This window comes from Streptomyces sp. NPDC001606, assembly GCF_053596835.1.
On the sequence record NZ_JBSFHC010000014.1, the window covers coordinates 70,727 to 89,147 of the forward strand.

Sequence of the window (18,421 nt, forward strand, 5' to 3'; positions counted from 1 at the left end):
CAGAGGCCGCGCCGTTGAGCGCCCGTGCCGGGACACCCACCGACCCCGTCCGCACACGGACGGTTCCACCAAGAAAGGTTCATCCTCGTGGTCAACATCTCCGACGTCACCGCCGCCCCCAGCCCCGACCTGCTCACCCCCGACAACTGCGCCGTGCTCTTCGTGGACCACCAGCCACAGATGTTCTTCGCCGCCGCCAGCGGTGACCGCACCTCGATCATGAACGCCGCCGTGGGCCTGGCGAAGGCCGCCAAGGTCTTCGACGTGCCGACCGTGCTGAGCACCGTGGCCGCCGAGTCCTTCTCCGGCCCAATCATGCCGCAGCTGGCCGCGGTCTTCCCCGACCAGAAGATCATCGACCGCACCTCGATGAACGCCTGGGAGGACGTGCCCTTCGTCGAGGCCGTCAAGGCGACCGGCCGCAAGAAGCTGGTCATCGCCGGCCTGTGGACCGAGGTCTGTGTCGTCCTGCCGACGCTGTCGGCCCTCGCCCAGGGCTATGAGGTCTACGTCGTCACCGACGCGTCCGGCGGCGTCAGCCCGCAGGCACATGAGCACGCCGTCCAGCGCATGATCCAGGCCGGCGCGGTTCCGGTGACGTGGGTGCAGGTACTCCTGGAGCTCCAGCGGGACTGGGCGCGCACGGAGACGTACGTCCCGGTCACCGAGGTCGTCAAGGAGCACGCCGGCGCCTACGGCCTCGGGGTCGTATACGCGCAGGCCGTCATCGGCGCCCACGCCGCCGGCTGACCGCACCGATTCCGATCCAGGAACAGGCAGGAACACGATGGACGCTGGACTACTGGTCCTCCGGCTGGTGGCGGGCTTGCTCATCGCCGGTCACGGGGTGCAGAAGGTGAGCTTCCGGCTCGGGGGCAACGGCTTGGCGGGCGGGACCGAGGAATTCCGCCGTGACGGATTCCGCGGCGGGGTGCTGACCGCACTCGTCGCGGGAGCCAGTCAGATCGGTGCCGGCCTGTTCCTGGCCCTCGGGCTGCTCACGCCCCTGGCCGCGATGGCCGCGACGGGCGTGATGACGGTCGCGGGCTCGGTCAAGTGGCACAAGGGGCTGTGGGTACAGAACGACGGCTACGAATACCCCCTGGTCCTCGTCACCGTCTCCGCCGCGCTGTCCCTCGCCGGGCCCGGACGGTGGTCCGTGGACCACGCTCTGGGCATCGCCTCCTGGCCGGTGGGGGTCGCCGTCGCCGCGATCGTGCTGGGTCCGGCGAGCGGACTGCTCACCCGCGTGGTGCTGCACCGGTCGGACGCCGGGCCGGAAGGGGTGCAGCATGCGCACGTTGCTGACTGACGCGGTCCACACCCTCCTTCCCCGCGGCGAGGAACGTCATGGTCCGCTCCCCCCGCTGCTGCTGACCATGACGGTGGTCACCGGCCTGGTGGACTCGGTGAGCTATCTGGCCCTCGGACACGTCTTCGTCGCCAACATGACCGGCAACGTGGTCTTCCTGGGGTTCGCCTTGGGAGGCGCCGGCAGCCTGTCCGCGCTCGCGTCCGTCGTCTCGGTGACTGCGTTCCTCCTCGGCGCGCTCGCGGGTGGCAGGCTCGGCACCCGGTTCGCCACGCACCGCGGGCACCTGCTGAGGACGGCGACGGCGGTGCAGACGGTGCTGGTCGCCGTCACCGTGGTGGTCGCCGCGGTCGCCGACGGCCGGGTCACCACCTCCGTCCAGTACACGCTGATCGTATTCCTGGGGCTCGCCATGGGGCTGCAGAACGCGGTCGCCCGGCGCCTCGGCGTCCCGGACCTCACCACCACCGTGCTGACCCTGACGCTGACGGGCCTGGCCGCCGACTCCACGGCGGCCGGCGGCGAGGCGCCGCGCCCCGGCCGCCGGATCCTGTCCATGCTCGCCATGTTCCTCGGCGCCCTGGTCGGAGCCGCGCTCCTGCTGCACGGCCACCTGGTCCTGGTCCTGAGCCTCACCCTGGTCCTGCTCGCGGTCACCTCCGTGACCACCCATCGCCTCTCCGCCGCCGACGCCCCCTGGCTGCGGCCACGGCCGTGAACACGACGGGGACCACCCCCGGCGCGAACGCCGGAGCCGGACCTTCGGCGCCTCCTCGGGACCCCTCGTCCATGGAGGCCCGGCGCACCACCGACCCGCACCCACCGAAAGGAACCCGATGAACCGGCCCTGCCCCGCCCCGGCCGTCGAACGGGCGGACGACAGGCACCGTTACGAGATTCTGGTCGGCGGCCGGCTCGCCGGTCTGACCGCCTATCTCGACCATGCCGAGCAGCGGGTCTTCTACCACACGGAAGTCGACGACGCCTTCGCGGGACAGGGGCTGGCCGCGCGCCTGGTCCAGGAGGCCCTCACCGACGTACGCCGCTCAGGCATGCGCATCGTGCCGGTGTGCCCCTATGTGTCCAAGTACCTGGAGAGGCATGGGGAGTTCGCGGACATCACCGACCCGGTGACCCCGGAGATCCTGCACTGGCTCACGACGGAGCTGCGGACGCTCACCTGATCGCGCCGCTGGTGGCGTCGTCGGTGATGAAGCGCTGGGCTGCGACCAGCAGCACCGCCGCCGGCACCGACGCCAGGACCGCGGTGGCCATCACCGCGTTCCACTGGGTCGTGTGAGCACCGATGTACCCGTAGATGCCCAGGGTGACCGGCCGGACCGTCTCGGTGGTGGCCAGTGTGAGGCCGAAGAGGAAGTCGCTCCAGGCGAAGAGGAAGGTGAAGACCGCGGCGGTGACCAGAGCGTTCCGGCTCAGCGGCAGCACCACGGCGCAGAAGGTGCGCAGCCTCCCGGCGCCATCCATGCGCGCGGCTTCGATGATCTCCCTGGGAATGCCCCGCATGAACGAGTGCAGGATGATGACGGCGAACGGGACTCCGGAGGTGGAGTCCGCGAGGACGAGTCCCAGGCGGGAGTTCAGCAGTCCCAGGTCGTTGTAGGCGCCGTAGAGCGCGTTCGCCACGACGACGCCCGGCACCATCTGCGTGAACAGGATTGCGAAGAGTACGAGGCGGGTTCCCCGCAGGGAGAACCGGGCCAGGGCGTAGGCGGCCGGGGCCGCCAGCCCGAGGCTGAGCGCGACACTGCCGAGGGCCACGACGAGGCTGGTGACCAGGTTGGGGCCCTGATCGCGCAGCGCCGTGGCGTAGCCGCCGAGGTGCGGGCGGGAAGGGAACCAGGCCGCCCCCGGTGTGGTGCCCGTCGGCTGCAGAGAGGCGTTCACCATCCAGTAGACGGGAAACAGCATCACCGCGAGCAGGACTGTCCCGACGACGGTGGAGAGCAGGCCGCGGCGGCGTCCGCGCCGCGCCGGCCCGCCCCTCATGGGTGCGCGGCGCGCCGCTCGGCGCGCAGGAAGACGAGGGCGAGGACGAGCGAGAGGATGATGAGTACGTTGCCCATGGCGGCGCCGCGCCCGAACTCGAACTGCTGGAAGGACAGTTCGTAGGACCGGGTGGCGAGGGTCTGCGTGGCGTCGGCCGGTCCTCCGCCCGTCACGACGAGAATGGTGTCCAGCACCTTGAGGGTGTAGACCACGCCCAACACCAGCACGATGCTCACGGCGGGCCGCAGCAGCGGCCACGTGATGTGGCGGAACGACGCCACCGGACCGGCGCCGTCCAGCTCTGCCGCCTCGTACAGCTGGGCCGGGATGTTCCGCAGGCCGATGTACAGGATCGCAGTGTTGAAGGGGATTCCCACCCAGATGTTGACGAGGGTCACCGACACGAGTGCCTGTGAGGTGCCGGTGAGCCAGGGGATGCCGGACGACACGAGGTGGAGGGCGCGTAGTGCGTTGTTGACGACTCCGTCGTCGGTGTCGAGCATCCACTTCCACGTCGTGGCCGAGACGACCAGCGGCAGCAGCCACGGCAGCAGCAGGAGCGAGCGCAACAGACCGCCGAGCGGGAAGCTGCGGCGGAAGAACAGGGCCAGGGCGAGACCGAGCAGGAACTGCCCGGCCACCGAACCCGCGGTGAACAGGACCGTGGTCAGCAGTGTCTGGGAGAACAGGCCCGACGACAGGATCTCCGCGTAGTTCCGCAGCCCGACGAACGGCGCGGCCCCGGTGTAGAAGGTGGCGGGCGTGTACTGCTGGAAACTCAACACCAGGTTCTCGACCACCGGGTAGCCGAAGAACAGCAGCAGGTAGACCGCGGCGGGCACGACGAACAGCCATGGCGCGAGCAGTTCCCGCAAGCGGGTCCGGGTCGCGGTCGGCGGACAGGTCATGAACCGGTCGCGGTCCGCTGCGCGCGTCGGAGCGCCTCCTGCGGCGTCTGCTCGCCCGTCAGCGCGGACTGGATCGCCGTGGATATCGCGGTCGCCGTTCCGGGCCACTTGACTCCGAGTTCGGCGGTACGGGACCGGGCCCGCTCCATGCTGGTGACGAAGCCGGACATCGACGGGACCCGCTCGGCGTACCGGGCCGCCACCGCGGTGCGGGAGGGCACGGTGAAGTGCTCCTTCGCCAGGGCGAGCATGGTCGTGGGACCGTTCAGGCAGGCCAGGACCTGGGCGGCCTTCTCCTGCCGGGACGGGGAGGAGTTCTGCGGCACCGTCCACACCTCGCCGCCGAGGGGCGTGACGAGCGTCTGCCCCTTCTGGCGGACGGGGAGGGGGGCCACTCCCCAGTGCAGGTCATGGTCCTTGTTCAGCGCGGGAATCCGCCAGGGGCCGTTGACCATCATGGCGGTCTTTCCAGCGGCGAACTGGTCGTGGAGGTCGGCCTGGGTCCAGTTCAGTGCCGACCTCGACATGGATCCGCTCTTCACCAGGTCGGTCCACAGCCGGAGGGCCTGCGCGGCCTGCGGCGAGTCCAGGTGCTTCTCGTCCCCGCCGTTGGACCACAGGAAGGGCAGGAACTGCCAGGTGCTTTCCGGGGTGGCGTCGGCGGAGACGGCGATGCCGTAGCGCCCCGGGCGGGTCAGGCGGGCGGCCGCCGTCTTCAGCTCGTTCCAGGTCCGTGGCACGGCGACACCGGCCTCGGCGAGCATGTCCTTGTTGTAGACGAGGGCGATCGTGTTGACGGTGGGCGCCAGCCCGTACACCTTCCCGCGGTAGGTGCCCGCCGACAGGATGCCCTCGGCGAAGCCGGTGGTGTCGATGCGGTAGCGGTCCAGCGGCGTCAGTGCGCCGGTGCTCGCGATCTGCTGGAGGTCGGGGTTGTCGAGCATCAGCAGGTCGGGCAGGGTGCGTGACGACGCCTGTCGCAGGACCGTGGGGATGAGCGACGGCAACGGGACACTGGTGTGCTCGACCTTGACCCCGGCGGTCCTGCCGCAGTCGGTGAGCCGCTTGCTCCACTGGGCGTGCTCGGTCGTGTCGGTGTAGTAGTCGAGCGCGGTGATGGAGGTCGCCTTGTCCGGGGCCGACGCGGCGCCGGTTCCCCCGCCGCAGCCGGCGGCAGCCAGTGCGAGGGCAACGGTCCCGAGGAGGGTGGTGATCCGTCGCGCCGACGGTCTGGGGGCCGGTGAGTTCAAGGTGGTGCCTTCCCGAGCGAGCCTGTGGTCGAGGCCAGGCGTCCCGCGTCGCCGAGGAGAGGCTTTGACACCGGCGTCTTACCCATCGAACAGGGATGCTAGCCGAGTGACCTGCGCGTCAGCCGCGCGGGAGCCCGTAGCCGTCGCCGCGGTCCATGCCCTGTTCGGCGGCTTCCCGGATCATCGCCGCCACGGCGCCGGGCTGTGACAGGGCGACGCCGTGCGAAGCGGCCACCGAGTACTCGGTGGCCGCCATGCGCTGGGCCATGAAGCGCTGGGCCGTGGGGGCGAGCATCCGGTCGGCGGCCGCGATGGCGTACCACGACGGCTTGCAGGCCCAGGCCGGCGGCCCCGACGTACCGGTCAACGCCCGTCGTGCGATGGGGCGTTGGGTCACGGCCAGGGCATCGGTGACCTGCGGTGACAGGTCGGCGGCGAACGTGGGCCCGAACTGTTCCTCGATGAGGTACATCTCGCTCTCCGGGCCACTGGTGAACCGGGCGGGCAGCGCTGCCGTGATGGTGGTGGCGGTCACCGGTGCGGAGGCGAAACGGCTCAGGATGTCCAGGACGGACTCTCCGGCGTCCAGCCCGAACGCCGCGACGTAGCACAGGGCCACGATCTGGTCGCGGTCGCCGGCGGCATGGGTGATGACCGCGCCTCCGTAACCGTGTCCGGCCAGCACGACCGGGGCGTCGATCTGACGCACCACGCTCCTGATGTAGGCGGCGTCCTGCGCCAGTCCGCGCAGCGGGTTCGCCGGGGCGAGCACGGTCAGGCCGGCGGCCTGCAAGAGGGTGATGACCCCCGCCCAGGAGGAGGCGTCGGTGAACGCCCCGTGCACGAGCACGACGGTTGGCAGGTGGGCGGCGGGTCCGTTCACGTTCCGATGACCTCCGAATGAGTCCTGGCGTTCCAGCCAAGCGCATCCGGTTACCGCGGGCCTCGCGTGAACGTACCAAGACGTGCCGGACGTACCGGCAGATCCGCTCAGTCCTCGGGCAAGGCCATGACCACATGGGCCAGCTGGACCCTCGAGTTGACCGACAGTTTGCGGAAGGCGGAGGTCAGGTGGGTGTTGACCGTGTGCGGGGAGACGACGAGCAGGTCGGCGGCCGACCGGTTGGTGTGGCCGGCGGCGACCAGGCGCGCGATCTTCTTCTCCGAGGCCGTGAGCGCCTCCCAGCCCTGGACCGGGCGCGGTGGGGCCGCCCCACGGCTGCCGGCCCCGGCACGGTCCAGATCGCGCTGTACGCGTGCGGCCGCGGCGTGGGCACCCGACTCGGCGAACAGGCCGTGGGCGCGGGTCAGTGCGGCCTTGGCCTCGGTTCCCCGGCCTGCCGTCAGCAGTGCCCGGCCGAGGTCGGCTTGGGCCCCGGCCCGGACCAACGGGCGCGGACTCTCCTCGAGGAGGGCCACCGCGCGTTCCAGCAGGGTGAGGTCGCCCCGCACCAGGCCCGCGGCCTGGGCGGCGATGCCCGTGGCGGTGGGCACGGCCGGGTTGCGAGCGCCGTGTGCCTCGGCCTGTGCGGCCAGATCCTCGGCCAGCGCCCGGTCCGCGCCGCTGAGGGCCATGCGTATCGCGGAGTCGACCCAGGTGCGCAGCAGCCGCCAGCGCATGAAGGGACCCTCCCGCTGCACCTGCCGGATCCTGTCGAGGGCGAGCGCGGTGTTCCCCTCGTCGTCGGCGATGAGCGCCTCCAGGAAGCGCACCGCCGCCGTGTTGCCAGGGTTCGGTTTGGTCGCGCGTCGTTCCCGCGCGGCGGTCAACTGGTGCCGCGCCGCTTCCCGGTCGCCGCGCAGCAGGGCGATCCAGGAGCGGATCACCCGGGCGTTCACCTGCTGGACGCAGATGTGCACGTCGTTCTCCAGGCGCTCCATGGTGACCAGGTCGGACTCCGCGTCGTCGAGGTCACCCAGCCCCAGGTGCTGCGAGGCCTGTGCCCACAGCAGCATGGTCTGCGGCACCGAGCCGCCGTCGTCCGCCGTCCGCCGCAGCAGCCGCCGGCCGGCTTCGAAGTCGTCCATGTGCTGGTGCGCGACGATCTCCTCGGGAAGGAAGGCGGGCTCGACGGCGCTGAGCGCGGTGAAGCGTTCCAGCGCGACGGCGTTCGCACCGGCGTTCAAAGCGCTCTCCCCCAGACCGAACAGGGCCAGCACGTGTGCCTCCCGGTCACCGGTCGCGATGGCCGCGCGCAGGGCGTTCTCGCCGGCCTCCAGTGCCGCGCCGAGATCCTCGCCCCGGGAGAGGGCCAGCGCACGCAGGGCGGTGAGCCGCGCCTCGACCTCCGGGGCGGCACCGCCGAGCGCGAGGGCTGTCTCGGCGCGGCGGCGCAACTCCTCGGCGACGTCCAGGTTCCAGAGCGTCCCGCCGAGGGCGGCCTGGATCCGGCCGAACGCCTCCAGCGGCGGCTGGGCGGCCAGCAGCCGGTCGCCGGTCTCCAGCGCCTCGCGGTTCCGGCCGGCCCGGGTCAGACAGACGATCGCCTGCACACCGACGTCGTACCACAACGGCCTTCCGGGAGGCACCAGTTCCAGGGCGCGCGTCATCAGGTCGGCCGCGAGGCCCGGCGTGACCGACCGGACGTCGTCGGCGGCCTGCCGCAGCAGGTTCACCGCTTCGTCGTCTCCGGGCCGAGCGCCCCGGAGAATGTGCGACACCGCGTCGATCGGCCGGTGCCCGGCCGCGACCAGGTGTCCCGCGGCCTCCCGGTGCAGAGCCTTGCGGGCCGACGGCGGGATGTCCACGTAGACGGCCTGGCGCAGCAGGTCGTGCCGGAAGACCAGCTGGTCGCCGTCGTCGTCCAGGAGGCCGGCGCGCACCGCCTCCTCCAGCTCCGCGAGCAGGCCGGCGGACGGTCGGCCGTAGAGCGCGGCGGCTTCGAGGAGGCCGAATCTGCGTCCCAGCACCGCTCCCATCTGTAGGAAGCGCAGGGTGCTGGGGTCAAGTGACCTGAGCCTGCCGCGCACGCCCACCACGAGCCCCTCGGGCACGGGCTCCCCCGACGGGCCGGTGGTCCGCAGTCCCGTGAGCATCTCGACCGCCAGGAACGGGTTCCCGCCGGCTCCGTCGAGCAGTTGCCGTACCCGCTCGTCGACGGCCGCGCCCAGGGTGTCGTCGGCCAGCTGGCCGATCGCCGTGCCGGAGAGCGGTCCCAGGGGCACGGTGACCGACAGGAGCCCGCTCTCGGCGGCCTCGACGATCTCCTGCGCCGGGCCGGCGGGATCCTGCCGCCCGGTGAGCACCCACAGAACCGGCGATGTCCGCAGGCGTGCCGGGAGCTGCTTCAGGGCGAACCGGCTCAGTGGGTCGGCCCACTGCACGTCGTCCAGGGCGATCAGCACGGGCATCTCGGCGGCCCTGGCCTCGATCGCCTCCGCCACGCGCTCGACCAGCCAGATCCGCTGGTCGTGATGGCGGGTGAAGTCGGCGAACGCGTCACTGGACAGCAGCGGCCGGTCACCATAGAGGAGGCAGGCGGCCAGCGAGGAGAGCGGGACGATGTGGTGCAGTTCGTCGGCCTTGCCCAGACCGACCGCGAAGCCCGCCGCAGCGGCCGTGGTGACGACCTCGCCGAGCAGCGCGGTCTTGCCGATGCCCGGCTCCCCCCGGAGCAGGACCAGCGCGCCGCTTCCGGTGCGGACGACCGATGTGAGCACTGCGCGCAGCTGTTCGAGTTCGGCCTCTCGGCCACGCAGACCGCGCCGGGACAGCGACCCGTCCGACCGCTCCACCCACGCCCCTCTGTCCGCACTCGCCGACCGCCTCCGATCCAGGCAGCCATGCGGAGCGGCGATGTCGCCCTCTGCCGTCGCCCGCCTGTCCGGGTGGGGGGCCGGCCGGGGCGCGGACGGCGCTCCGCGTGTCCACTATCGCAAGAACCGCAGCTCAGTGCATACCCGGGGGGCGACCAGGGCCGTGCGGCGGCTCTAGGCGCCCGGTGGCGACGTGTGCGTACGACGCTCGAGTGCTACGTGGTCCCGCCACTCGACGGGGGACATCCCGTAGGCGCCCCGGAACGCCCGGCTGAAGTGGGCGGCGCTGACGAAGCCCCACCGTCGGCCCACCGCGGCGATGGTCCGGCTCGCGGCGTCCCGGCGGGCCAGCTCACGTCGGCACTGCTCCAGCCGGCGGCCCTGGATCCACCGGCGGACGGTGGTGCCCTCGTTCTGGAAGAGGCTGTACAGGTAGCGCAGGGAGATCTGGTTGGCCCGGGCGATGGCCTGCGGGGCCAGGTCGGGGTCCGCCAGGTGACGGTCGATGTACGCCTGGACCCGCATCAGCAGCACGCGGGTGGCGCTCGGTGTGCCCGTGGTGTCACCGCCGCGTCGCTCGTCGGCCAGCACCGTGAGCAGGTCCAGGACATTGCGGGTGATCAGGTCGCCGACGTGCTGCGGATACGCGCCCGCGCTGTCCACGAGGCGGGACAGGAAGGGGGACAGCAGGTGGCCGAGGGGCGTCGTGGAGTCGAGGGGAGAGGCCGTGATCCGGCACAGGTCCGACTCCCTCAGGCTCAGCAGGTGCCGGGGCAGGACGAGGGCCTTCGTCTGGAAGGTGTCGGGGAAGGTCAGCCGCATGGGACGCGCCCGGTCGTAGACGAAGAGCTGCCCGGGCTCGACATACGCGTCGCGCGCGTCCTGCTCGACCCGGGCGAGCCCGCTGCTCAGCAGCATCACGACCACGTGGTCGTCGCCGGTGGACCCCGCGATGAGCCGCGGTGTGCGCACGGTCTGCAAGGCTTCGCTGTCCACCGTGACGCCCCGGGTGCGGCCCGCCGGTGACGCATGGATCGTGCCGGAGAACACCTCCTCGGCGATCTTGACGTCCACGGCTCCGAAGGTGTGGGCCACGGCGTCGCGCCAGTAGGTCCGTCTTCGCTCCCGGGGCACCCCGTCCGTGGTGTAGAAGATGCCCGCGGGCTGCTTCCCCGTCCCCTTCACCGATACGTCCGACATGATCTCCGCCCTTCAGCCGGTGTGCGCTGCGGACACCGTGCCAGCGGGGCACGGGGTGCCGCATCGAGTGAACGCACTAGATCCGGGATACGGGGCGGAGATCCGGGGGACCGCGGGGCCTCAGTCGAAGCGCAGGTCGGAGAGCTGCCGTTCGAGGGCGGTGACCTCGTCGTCGGGCGTCGTCCCCGACGCCGGGCGGGCCGCCATGGCGACGGCCAGTTCACCGGCCGCCCGCTGGATGCGGGCGGGCAGGCCCTCGGTGTGGTCGTCGCCGCCGGACCCCCAGTCCTCGGACGCCGCGTACACCGCGGTGGGGACGACACCGGCTCGGAGGTAGGCGAAGAGCGGGCGCAACGCGTGCTCCAGAACCAGGGAGTGGCGGGCCGTCCCTCCCGTCGCCGCGATCAGGACCGGCGTGCCGGTGAGGGCGTCCGGGTCGATGAGGTCGAAGAAGGACTTGAACAGCCCGCTGTAGGAGGCGGTGAACACGGGTGTCACGGCGATCAGGCCGTCCGCGCCCGTCACCGCGTCGATCGCGGACGCCAGCTGGGGCGGCGGGAAACCGGTCACGAGGTGGTTGGCGACGGCGACGGCCAGTTCGCGCAGCTCGATGACCTCGGTCTGTACGTCGTGGCCCTCGGCGGCCAGGTCGGCGCGGGCCGACTCGGTGAGCCGGTCGGCGAGCAGGCGGGTGGACGACGGGGTGCTCAGCCCCGCCGAGACGGCGACGAGCTTCACGCGGCGGCCACCTCCCGCGCGGTCCGCAGGGACTCGTGGGTGGGCGCGTCCGGCACGTCGGCCGGGCGGCCGATCGCGAACTCCTTGCGCAGCACCGGTACGACCTCCTCGCCGAGGATGTCGAGCTGCTCCAGCACGGTCTTCAGCGGCAGGCCCGCGTGGTCCATCAGGAACAGCTGCCGCTGGTAGTCGCCGACGGTCTCGCGGAAGGACAGCGTCCGCTCGATGACCTGCTGCGGGGAGCCCACCGTCAGCGGGGTCTGCTCGGTGAAGTCCTCCAGGGACGGCCCGTGGCCGTAGACCGGCGCGTTGTCGAAGTACGGGCGGAACTCCCGTACGGCGTCCTGGGAGTTCTTCCGCATGAACACCTGCCCGCCCAGGCCGACGATGGCCTCCTCGGGCCGGCCGTGACCGTGGTGGGCGTACCTGCGCCGGTACAGCTGGACCATCCGTCGCGTGTGGTCGGCGGGCCAGAAGATGTTGTTGTGGAAGAAGCCGTCGCCGTAGAAGGCGGCCTGTTCGGCGATCTCGGGCGAGCGGATCGAGCCGTGCCACACGAACGGCGGTACGCCGTCCAGCGGGCGGGGCGTGGACGTGAAGCCCTGCAAGGGAGTGCGGAACGTCCCCTCCCAGTCCACGACGTCCTCGCGCCACAGCCGGCGCAGCAGCGCGTAGTTCTCCTTGGCGAGGTTGATGCCCTGCCGGATGTCCTGACCGAACCAGGGGTAGACCGGGCCGGTGTTGCCCCGCCCCATCATCAGGTCCACCCGGCCGTCGGCCAGGTGCTGGAGCATCGCGTAGTCCTCGGCGATCTTCACCGGGTCGTTGGTGGTGATCAGGGTCGTGGCCGTGGAGAGGATCAACTTCTCGGTGCGGGCCGCGATGTAGCCGAGCATCGTGGTCGGCGACGACGGCACGAACGGCGGGTTGTGGTGCTCACCGGTCGCGAAGACGTCCAGGCCGACCTCCTCCGCCTTGAGCGCGATGGCGACCATCGCCTTGATGCGCTCGTGCTCCGAGGGGGTACGGGCGTTGGTCGGGTCGGGGGTGACGTCCCCCACCGAGAAGATTCCGAACTGCATGGGCGCCTCTTCGTTCCGGCGAGCTGTGTGGATGCCGGAAATGTAGGCCCGGCCCGGGCGATGCCCCTTGTCCGTGCGTGCAGCGGTGCTGGTCCCTCGGTGCCCTCCTGAGGCCCGCGGAGTGAGCTGCACCCCCGCGTTGGTGCGCCTTTTCGGACAACCCCCGGTGCACTTGTCGGCAAGGCGACGGAGCAGTCGCGGCTTACGGTCGCCCACAACCGTACGAACAGTCAGATACAGGGGGCGGAGTGAGAATCCCTCTTTCCGATTCCGCGGATGCGGGCTCGATCGTCTTCTCCACGGAAGTCCATATCAGCGTGGCCGGCGAAGGGTGGGTACCGCTCCCCGCCGCGCTCCGTTACGACGCGGCCGACCCGTATGCCGTGCGCCTGTCCGTGGGCGCCCCTGTGGCCCCTTCCGTCGACTGGGTCTTCGCCCGGTCGCTGCTCGCGGACGGACTCCACCGGCCCACGGGAATCGGAGACGTGGTGGTCATCCCGCGGCACCGCCGCCGTCCGGAGTCGGTCCGCATCCTCTTCAGGACCCGCGCCGGGGCCGCGCTTCTCGCGGTCCACGCCCTCGTGGTCACGGGCTTCCTGCGCCGGTCCGAGGCGCTGGTGCCGCCGGGCACCGAGCACCACCACATCGATGTGGACCGCGTCATCGACAGGCTCACGGCCGGCCACGAATGAGACGCCGCCCGGCGCGATCCGAGTGACGGCCTCCACGCACAGCCGGGGTCAGGCCGCCGCGTGCCGTAGATGCGCGAACCGGCCGCCGAGTCGCTCGACCGCCGCCTCACCCTCCGGCTCCGGTACGACGGCTCCTTCTCAGCACCCGTCAACCCGAGACCTGTCGCCGTACAGCCAGAGGTCAGAGCCCCTTCGCGGCCGGTTCAAGGATCGCCACGCACTCCACATGATGCGTCATCGGGAACAGATCGAACGCCCGCAGCGTCCGCACCCGGTATCCGCCCTCGCGGAAGTAGGCCAGGTCGCGGGCGAGCGCAGCGGGGTCGCAGGCGACGTAGGCGATGCGGCGGGCGCCCAGGGAGGAGAGGTGGGCGACCGTGCTGCGGCCCGCTCCGGCGCGGGGCGGGTCCAGGACGATCAGGTCGACCTCCGTGATGCCCGTGCGCGGCAGGACCGACTCGACCTTGCCCTGCTCGATGCGGACCCGCGGGAAGTCGGCCAGGTTGTGCCGCGCGTCCTCCACCGCCCGCTTGCCGGACTCGATCCCGAGGACCGCGCCCTTCTCGCCGAGGCGGTCGGCGAGCGCGCCCGCGAAGAGGCCGACGCCGCAGTAGAGGTCGAGGGCGGTCTCGCCCTTGCGGGGCAGCAGCCCCTGCATGACCGCCGTCACCAGGGTGTCCGCGGCCTTCGGGTGGACCTGCCAGAAGCCGCCGGCTCCGACCCGGTGGGTACGGCCGTCCGCGCGCTCCCGGACGAACGGGCGGCCGTGCACCCGGTGCACCCCGCCGGACTTCTCGTCCACCCGCAGGACCGAGACCGGCTTGTCCAGCTCGACCAGCGGGAGCCGGGCGCCGGGGCGCGGGGTGAGGATCACCTGGCGGTCCTGGGAACCGCTGGCCGCGATCGCCTCGACCGACTCCATGCCGGCCCAGTCCCGCTTCTCGATGCCCAGCTCGCTGACGCCCTCCGCGGCGATCATGCAGTGGTCGATGCGCTCGACCTCGTGCGAGCGGTGCCGGCGCAGGCCCGCGTGACCCTCGGCGTCGACGGCGTACTGGACCCGGGTGCGCCACTGCGGCACCTGTCCGGCCGGCAGCTTGTCGCCCTCGGCCGGCATCACCGTGCCGTCCCAGCCCGCCTCCTCGGGGGTGAGACCGGCGAGCCGGCGCAGCTGCTCGGCGATCACCTCGCCCTTCAGCCGGCGCTGGGCGCCCGGCTTGGCGTGCTGCCAGTCGCAGCCGCCGCAGCGGCCGGGACCGGCGAAGGGGCAGGGCGCCTCGACCCGGTCCTTGGACGCCTCCAGGATCCGCACGGCGTCCGCGCGCAGGAAACGGGCGCCCTGCTCGCCCTCGGTCACCCGGGCCACGACCCGCTCACCGGGCAGCGCGTGCCGGACGAACAGCACCTGGCCCTCGGACGTACGGGCGATGCAGTGGCCGCCGTGGGCGACGGGGCCGACCTCGACCTCGTACTCCTCGCCCACCAGAGACTTCGTCGGTTCTGCCTGCATGGCGGGGTGACTCCAGATCAAGAAACGGGAAAGCGGACGCGGAAAACGGAGACGGCCGCACACCGGTGGGCCGGACAACAGCCCACCAGTCTACGGCCTCCCCGCAGCGTCACTCGCTCTTCGTCGCCGGCTCCTTCGGATGCTCCGTCGCCGGGCCGCGGCGGACCGCACCCGGGGCGCTCCACTCCTGCCGCTTGCGGGCGCGCATCTTGGCCGCCTCGGAGGAGGCCAGCTGGTAGGGCACGGAGGTGACCATCACGCCGGGGGTGAACAGCAGCCGGCCCTTCAGCCGCAGGGCGCTCTGGTTGTGCAGCAGATGCTCGTACCAGTGGCCGACCACGTACTCGGGGATGATCACCGACACCGCGTCCCGCGGGGACTCCGCGCGCAGGCTCTTGACGTACTCGATCACCGGGCGGGTGACCTCGCGGTACGGCGAGTCCAGGACCTTCAGCGGTACGTCGATGCCGCGCCGCTCCCACTCCTCGCGCAGCGCCTTGGTCTCGCCCTGGTCGACGCCGACGGTCAGCGCCTCCAGGGTGTCCGAGCGCATCAGCTTGGCGTAGGCCAGGGCGCGCAGGGTGGGCCGGTGGATCTTGGAGATCAGGACCACCGAGTGGACCCGGGAGGGCCGCACGCTGTCGTCGCTCGGGCCCTCGGGGGCCGCGATCTCCTCGGCGACGCGGTCGTAGTGCTTCCGGATCGCGGTCATGGTCGCGTAGAAGATGCACATGCCGAGCAGGGCCACCCAGGCGCCGTGCGTGAACTTGGTGACCAGGACGACGACGAGCACCAGGCCGGTGAAGAAGGCGCCGAACGCGTTGATCGCGCGCGAGCGCACCATGTGGCGGCGCGCCGCCGGGTCCTGCTCGGTCGCCAGGTGCCGGTTCCAGTGCCGGACCATGCCGGTCTGGCTGAGCGTGAAGGACACGAACACGCCGACGATGTACAGCTGGATCAGACGCGTGGAGTCGGCGCCGTAGATGACCGTCAGCAGCGCCGCGGCGCCGGCCAGCAGCACGATGCCGTTGGAGAAGGCGAGGCGGTCGCCGCGGGTGTGCAGCTGGCGCGGCAGGTAGCGGTCCTGGGCGAGGATCGAGCCGAGCAGCGGGAAGCCGTTGTACGCCGTGTTCGCGGCCAGGAACAGCACCAGGGCGGTGGCGGCCGCGAGGACGACGAACAGGAAGCTGCCCTTGCCGAAGACGGCCTCGGCGACCTGGGAGATCACCGGGTTCTGGACATAGCCCGAGCCGATCGGGTGACCGTTGTGGATCAGGTCGGTGGCCGGGTTCTCGGCCATCCGGACCTTGGTCGACATGGCCAGGGCGATGATGCCGCAGAACATGGTGACGGCCAGCAGACCCATCATGGCGAGCGTGGTCGCCGCGTTCTTCGACTTGGGCTTGCGGAAGGCCGGGACGCCGTTGGAGATCGCCTCGACACCGGTGAGCGCGGCACAGCCGGAGGAGAACGCGCGCAGCAGCAGGAAGACGAGGGCGAAGCCCGCCAGGCCCTGGTGCTCGGCCCTGATGTGGTAGTCGGCGGTGGGGGCGCGCATGGTGTCGCCGAGGACCAGCCCCCGGACGGCACCCCACGCGATCATGACGAAGACACCGCCGACGAACACATAGGTCGGGATGGCGAAGAGCTTGCCGGACTCCTTCACACCGCGCAGGTTCATCAGTGTGAGCAGCAGGATCACGACGACGGCGCACAGCACCTTGTGCTGGACGACGAAGGGGATCGCGGAGCCGAGGTTCTCGATGCCGGAGGCGATGGAGACGGCGACGGTCAGCACGTAGTCCACGAGCAGGGCGCTGGCGACGGTCAGACCGGCCTTGGGGCCCAGGTTGGTGGTGGCGACCTCGTAGTCACCGCCGCCGCTCGGGTACGCGTGGACGTTCTGCCGGTAGGAGGCGACCACGGTGAACATCAGCACCACGACCGCGACGGCGATCCAGGGGCTGAAGTGGTACGCCGACACGCCCGCGATGGACAGGACCAGGAGGACCTCCCCCGGTGCGTAGGCCACGGAGGACAGCGGGTCGGAGGCGAAGACGGGGAGTGCGATGCGCTTCGGCAGGAGGGTTTCTCCCAGCCGGTCACTGCGCAGTGCGCGCCCGATCAGGATCCGTTTGGGCACGTCGGTCAGTTTGGACACGAGAGAGGATCGTAAGCCTTCGAACTGGCACCCGCCCACCCGGTGGGGGGAATCTGCCTCACGAGTGAAATCGGGGGCGCGCGGACCTGCGGATTCCGTGGTGATCGTGCCCGTCGTGCCTAGATGTCAAACCCCGCACATCTTCGCACCTCGGAGGTGCCATGCCCGCGCCCGCAGAGCTGATCGGAGCCACTCTCGGCCTCGTCGGCCTCGGAATCCTCACCCTGTGCAGCGTGCGCAGCATCACGCGCCGCCGCCCTCCTCCGGCACCCGGACCGCGATAGGGGGTGCCCCTCCGGGACGGTGCGTGTGTAGCTTGGGCCGCGGTCTGAGAACCTGTTAAGGCCAAGTCAATAATCCTTCGAGAATCTCTTGACACCGGAAGGACGGTCGTGCACATCGTCATCATGGGCTGCGGGAGAGTGGGTTCCGCTCTCGCCCAGACCCTGGAGCAACAGGGCCATACGGTCGCCGTGATCGACCAGGACCCGACCGCCTTCCGCCGTCTGGGCCCGGGCTTCGGGGGCCGCCGTGTCACGGGTGTCGGCTTCGACCAGGACACCCTTCGCGAGGCGGGCATCGAGGAGGCCGACGCCTTCGCGGCCGTCTCCAGCGGTGACAACTCCAACATCATCTCCGCGCGCGTGGCCCGCGAGATGTTCGGTGTGGAGAACGTGGCCGCCCGCATCTACGACCCGCGACGCGCGGAGGTCTACCAGCGGCTGGGCATCCCCACGGTGGCCACGGTCCGTTGGACCGCCGACCAGATGCTGCGCCGGCTGCTGCCCTCCGGGGCCGAACCGCTGTGGCGCGACCCCACCGGCGGGGTGCAGCTCGCCGAGGTGCATGCCTCCGCGAAGTGGGTGGGCCACAAGATCAGCAAGTTGCAGGAGGAGACGGGCGTCCGCGTGGCGTTCCTGACCCGCCTCGGCGAAGCGGTCCTGCCGACCTCGCAGACGGTGTTGCAGGAGGGCGACCTCGTGCATGTGATGATGCGGTCGGACGACGTCGAGAAGGTCGAGGCGGCGTTCGCCCAGGGCCCGGAAGAGGAGAGCGGTCACTGATGAGGGTCGCCATTGCCGGAGCCGGTGCCGTCGGCCGCTCGATCGCGGGCGAACTGCTGGAGAACGGCCACGAGGTCCTGCTGATCGACAAGGCCCCGACCGCCATCTCGGTGGAGCGGGTGCCGCAGGCGGAGTGGCTGCTGGCCGACGCCTGTGAGATCACCTCCCTGGACGAGGCGGCGCTCCAGCGCTGCAACGTCGTCATCGCCGCGACCGGCGACGACAAGGTCAACCTGGTCGTCTCGCTGCTCGCCAAGACCGAGTACGGCGTTCCGCGCGTCGTGGCCCGCGTGAACAACCCCAAGAACGAGTGGCTGTTCAACGAGTCCTGGGGCGTGGACGTCGCCGTCTCCACCCCGCGCCTGATGTCCGCCCTGGTCGAGGAAGCGGTCTCGGTCGGTGACCTGGTCCGTCTGCTCCGCTTCAGCCACGGCGACGCCAACCTGGTCGAGCTGACCCTGCCCGAGGAGTCGGCGCTGGCCGGCACCCAGGTCGGCGCCGTCCAGTGGCCGGAGGACACCTCCCTGGTCACCATCATCCGCGGCACCCGGGTGCTCACCCCGTCCAAGGACGACTCCCTGGAACCGGGCGACGAACTGCTCTTCGTGGCCGCCCAGGCCCGCGAGGAGCAGCTGGAGCAGCTGCTGTCGGTACGGCGCGAGGAAAGCTGACACAGCCACCGCCCGCCGTCCGTCTCCCGACCTGGTCGGTCCGGAGACGGACGGCCGGGGTGGGGTGACG

The 18,421-nt window shown here is 71.2% G+C and carries 17 protein-coding genes; 7 read left to right on the forward strand and 10 right to left on the reverse strand.

All coding sequences use genetic code 11. The features are described 5' to 3' along the window. The first annotated feature begins 87 nt into the window (after positions 1-87). The 4 genes from ACWCV9_RS24405 to ACWCV9_RS24420 all read left to right on the forward strand — a co-directional run bounded on the left by ACWCV9_RS24405 (position 88) and on the right by ACWCV9_RS24420 (position 2,496). Positions 88-750 (forward strand): hydrolase, encoded by a 663-nt coding sequence (locus ACWCV9_RS24405; protein ID WP_385840494.1) that lies wholly within the window; start codon positions 88-90, stop codon positions 748-750. A 37-nt stretch (positions 751-787) separates the two neighbouring features. After that, on the forward strand, positions 788-1,312 hold the full coding sequence (locus tag ACWCV9_RS24410) for a DoxX family protein (RefSeq protein ID WP_450789521.1): 525 nt from the start codon (positions 788-790) through the stop codon (positions 1,310-1,312). Then, positions 1,293-2,030 carry a YoaK family protein gene (locus tag ACWCV9_RS24415; protein ID WP_450789523.1) on the forward strand — a complete coding sequence of 246 codons (738 nt, stop codon included), beginning with the start codon at positions 1,293-1,295 and terminating at the stop codon, positions 2,028-2,030. Before ACWCV9_RS24410 ends, ACWCV9_RS24415 begins: the two co-directional genes overlap by 20 nt. Before the next feature lie 118 nt (positions 2,031-2,148). Continuing rightward, positions 2,149-2,496 carry a GNAT family N-acetyltransferase gene (locus ACWCV9_RS24420; protein ID WP_450789525.1) on the forward strand — a complete coding sequence of 116 codons (348 nt, stop codon included), beginning with the start codon at positions 2,149-2,151 and terminating at the stop codon, positions 2,494-2,496. Here the strand turns inward: ACWCV9_RS24420 and ACWCV9_RS24425 are convergent. The 8 genes from ACWCV9_RS24425 to ACWCV9_RS24460 form a co-directional block, all read right to left on the reverse strand. Beyond that, positions 2,489-3,319, reverse strand: coding sequence for a carbohydrate ABC transporter permease (locus tag ACWCV9_RS24425; protein WP_450789527.1), 831 nt, complete (start codon positions 3,317-3,319; stop codon positions 2,489-2,491). The genes ACWCV9_RS24420 and ACWCV9_RS24425 overlap by 8 nt on opposite strands. After that, positions 3,316-4,227: a carbohydrate ABC transporter permease gene (locus ACWCV9_RS24430; protein ID WP_450789529.1), complete on the reverse strand. Its 912-nt coding sequence runs from the start codon at positions 4,225-4,227 to the stop codon at positions 3,316-3,318. The genes ACWCV9_RS24425 and ACWCV9_RS24430 overlap by 4 nt, the downstream gene beginning before the upstream one ends. Beyond that, on the reverse strand, positions 4,224-5,477 hold the full coding sequence (locus tag ACWCV9_RS24435) for a sugar ABC transporter substrate-binding protein (RefSeq protein ID WP_450789530.1): 1,254 nt from the start codon (positions 5,475-5,477) through the stop codon (positions 4,224-4,226). The genes ACWCV9_RS24430 and ACWCV9_RS24435 overlap by 4 nt, the downstream gene beginning before the upstream one ends. A gap of 118 nt (positions 5,478-5,595) precedes the next feature. Further along, entirely contained in the window at positions 5,596-6,360 is a 765-nt protein-coding gene (locus tag ACWCV9_RS24440; RefSeq protein ID WP_450789532.1) for an alpha/beta fold hydrolase, read from the reverse strand. A gap of 107 nt (positions 6,361-6,467) precedes the next feature. Then, positions 6,468-9,212 carry a helix-turn-helix transcriptional regulator gene (locus ACWCV9_RS24445; protein WP_450789534.1) on the reverse strand — a complete coding sequence of 915 codons (2,745 nt, stop codon included), beginning with the start codon at positions 9,210-9,212 and terminating at the stop codon, positions 6,468-6,470. 195 nt (positions 9,213-9,407) lie between these two features. Beyond that, positions 9,408-10,433: an AraC-like ligand-binding domain-containing protein gene (locus tag ACWCV9_RS24450; protein ID WP_450789536.1), complete on the reverse strand. Its 1,026-nt coding sequence runs from the start codon at positions 10,431-10,433 to the stop codon at positions 9,408-9,410. Between the two features lie 120 nt (positions 10,434-10,553). Then, entirely contained in the window at positions 10,554-11,171 is a 618-nt protein-coding gene (locus ACWCV9_RS24455; protein WP_450789538.1) for an FMN reductase, read from the reverse strand. Then, positions 11,168-12,253 carry an LLM class flavin-dependent oxidoreductase gene (locus tag ACWCV9_RS24460; RefSeq protein ID WP_450789539.1) on the reverse strand — a complete coding sequence of 362 codons (1,086 nt, stop codon included), beginning with the start codon at positions 12,251-12,253 and terminating at the stop codon, positions 11,168-11,170. The genes ACWCV9_RS24455 and ACWCV9_RS24460 overlap by 4 nt, the downstream gene beginning before the upstream one ends. 317 nt (positions 12,254-12,570) lie before the next feature. Here ACWCV9_RS24460 and ACWCV9_RS24465 point away from each other — a divergent pair, with 317 nt between their 5' ends. Then, positions 12,571-12,945, forward strand: a complete 375-nt coding sequence (locus tag ACWCV9_RS24465; RefSeq protein ID WP_450789540.1) for an SsgA family sporulation/cell division regulator — start codon at positions 12,571-12,573, stop codon at positions 12,943-12,945. Positions 12,946-13,126: 181 nt separating this feature from the next. Here ACWCV9_RS24465 and ACWCV9_RS24470 read toward each other — a convergent pair whose 3' ends face one another. Together ACWCV9_RS24470 and ACWCV9_RS24475 are read right to left on the reverse strand one after the other, a co-directional pair. Continuing rightward, positions 13,127-14,455: a class I SAM-dependent RNA methyltransferase gene (locus ACWCV9_RS24470; RefSeq protein ID WP_450789542.1), complete on the reverse strand. Its 1,329-nt coding sequence runs from the start codon at positions 14,453-14,455 to the stop codon at positions 13,127-13,129. Positions 14,456-14,564: 109 nt separating this feature from the next. Continuing rightward, the gene (locus tag ACWCV9_RS24475; protein WP_450789544.1) at positions 14,565-16,616 is read right to left on the reverse strand and encodes an APC family permease; all 2,052 of its coding nucleotides are present in this window, start codon (positions 16,614-16,616) and stop codon (positions 14,565-14,567) included. Between the two features lie 392 nt (positions 16,617-17,008). Here ACWCV9_RS24475 and ACWCV9_RS24480 point away from each other — a divergent pair, with 392 nt between their 5' ends. Together ACWCV9_RS24480 and ACWCV9_RS24485 are read left to right on the forward strand one after the other, a co-directional pair. Further along, entirely contained in the window at positions 17,009-17,680 is a 672-nt protein-coding gene (locus ACWCV9_RS24480; protein ID WP_385840470.1) for a potassium channel family protein, read from the forward strand. Then, positions 17,680-18,351, forward strand: a complete 672-nt coding sequence (locus ACWCV9_RS24485) for a potassium channel family protein (RefSeq protein WP_450789546.1) — start codon at positions 17,680-17,682, stop codon at positions 18,349-18,351. The genes ACWCV9_RS24480 and ACWCV9_RS24485 overlap by 1 nt, the downstream gene beginning before the upstream one ends. Positions 18,352-18,421: the final 70 nt, after the last annotated feature.

Bases quoted from the DNA above. Each gene is read 5' to 3' on its own strand.
- ACWCV9_RS24420 (WP_450789525.1), top strand. From the start codon at position 2,149: ATGAACCGGCCCTGCCCCGCCCCGGCCGTCGAACGGGCGGACGACAGG.
- ACWCV9_RS24460 (WP_450789539.1), bottom strand. From the start codon at position 12,253: ATGCAGTTCGGAATCTTCTCGGTGGGGGACGTCACCCCCGACCCGACC.
- ACWCV9_RS24425 (WP_450789527.1), bottom strand. From the start codon at position 3,319: ATGAGGGGCGGGCCGGCGCGGCGCGGACGCCGCCGCGGCCTGCTCTCC.
- ACWCV9_RS24450 (WP_450789536.1), bottom strand. From the start codon at position 10,433: ATGTCGGACGTATCGGTGAAGGGGACGGGGAAGCAGCCCGCGGGCATC.
- ACWCV9_RS24430 (WP_450789529.1), bottom strand. From the start codon at position 4,227: ATGACCTGTCCGCCGACCGCGACCCGGACCCGCTTGCGGGAACTGCTC.
- ACWCV9_RS24415 (WP_450789523.1), top strand. From the start codon at position 1,293: ATGCGCACGTTGCTGACTGACGCGGTCCACACCCTCCTTCCCCGCGGC.
- ACWCV9_RS24410 (WP_450789521.1), top strand. From the start codon at position 788: ATGGACGCTGGACTACTGGTCCTCCGGCTGGTGGCGGGCTTGCTCATC.
- ACWCV9_RS24470 (WP_450789542.1), bottom strand. From the start codon at position 14,455: ATGCAGGCAGAACCGACGAAGTCTCTGGTGGGCGAGGAGTACGAGGTC.
- ACWCV9_RS24485 (WP_450789546.1), top strand. From the start codon at position 17,680: ATGAGGGTCGCCATTGCCGGAGCCGGTGCCGTCGGCCGCTCGATCGCG.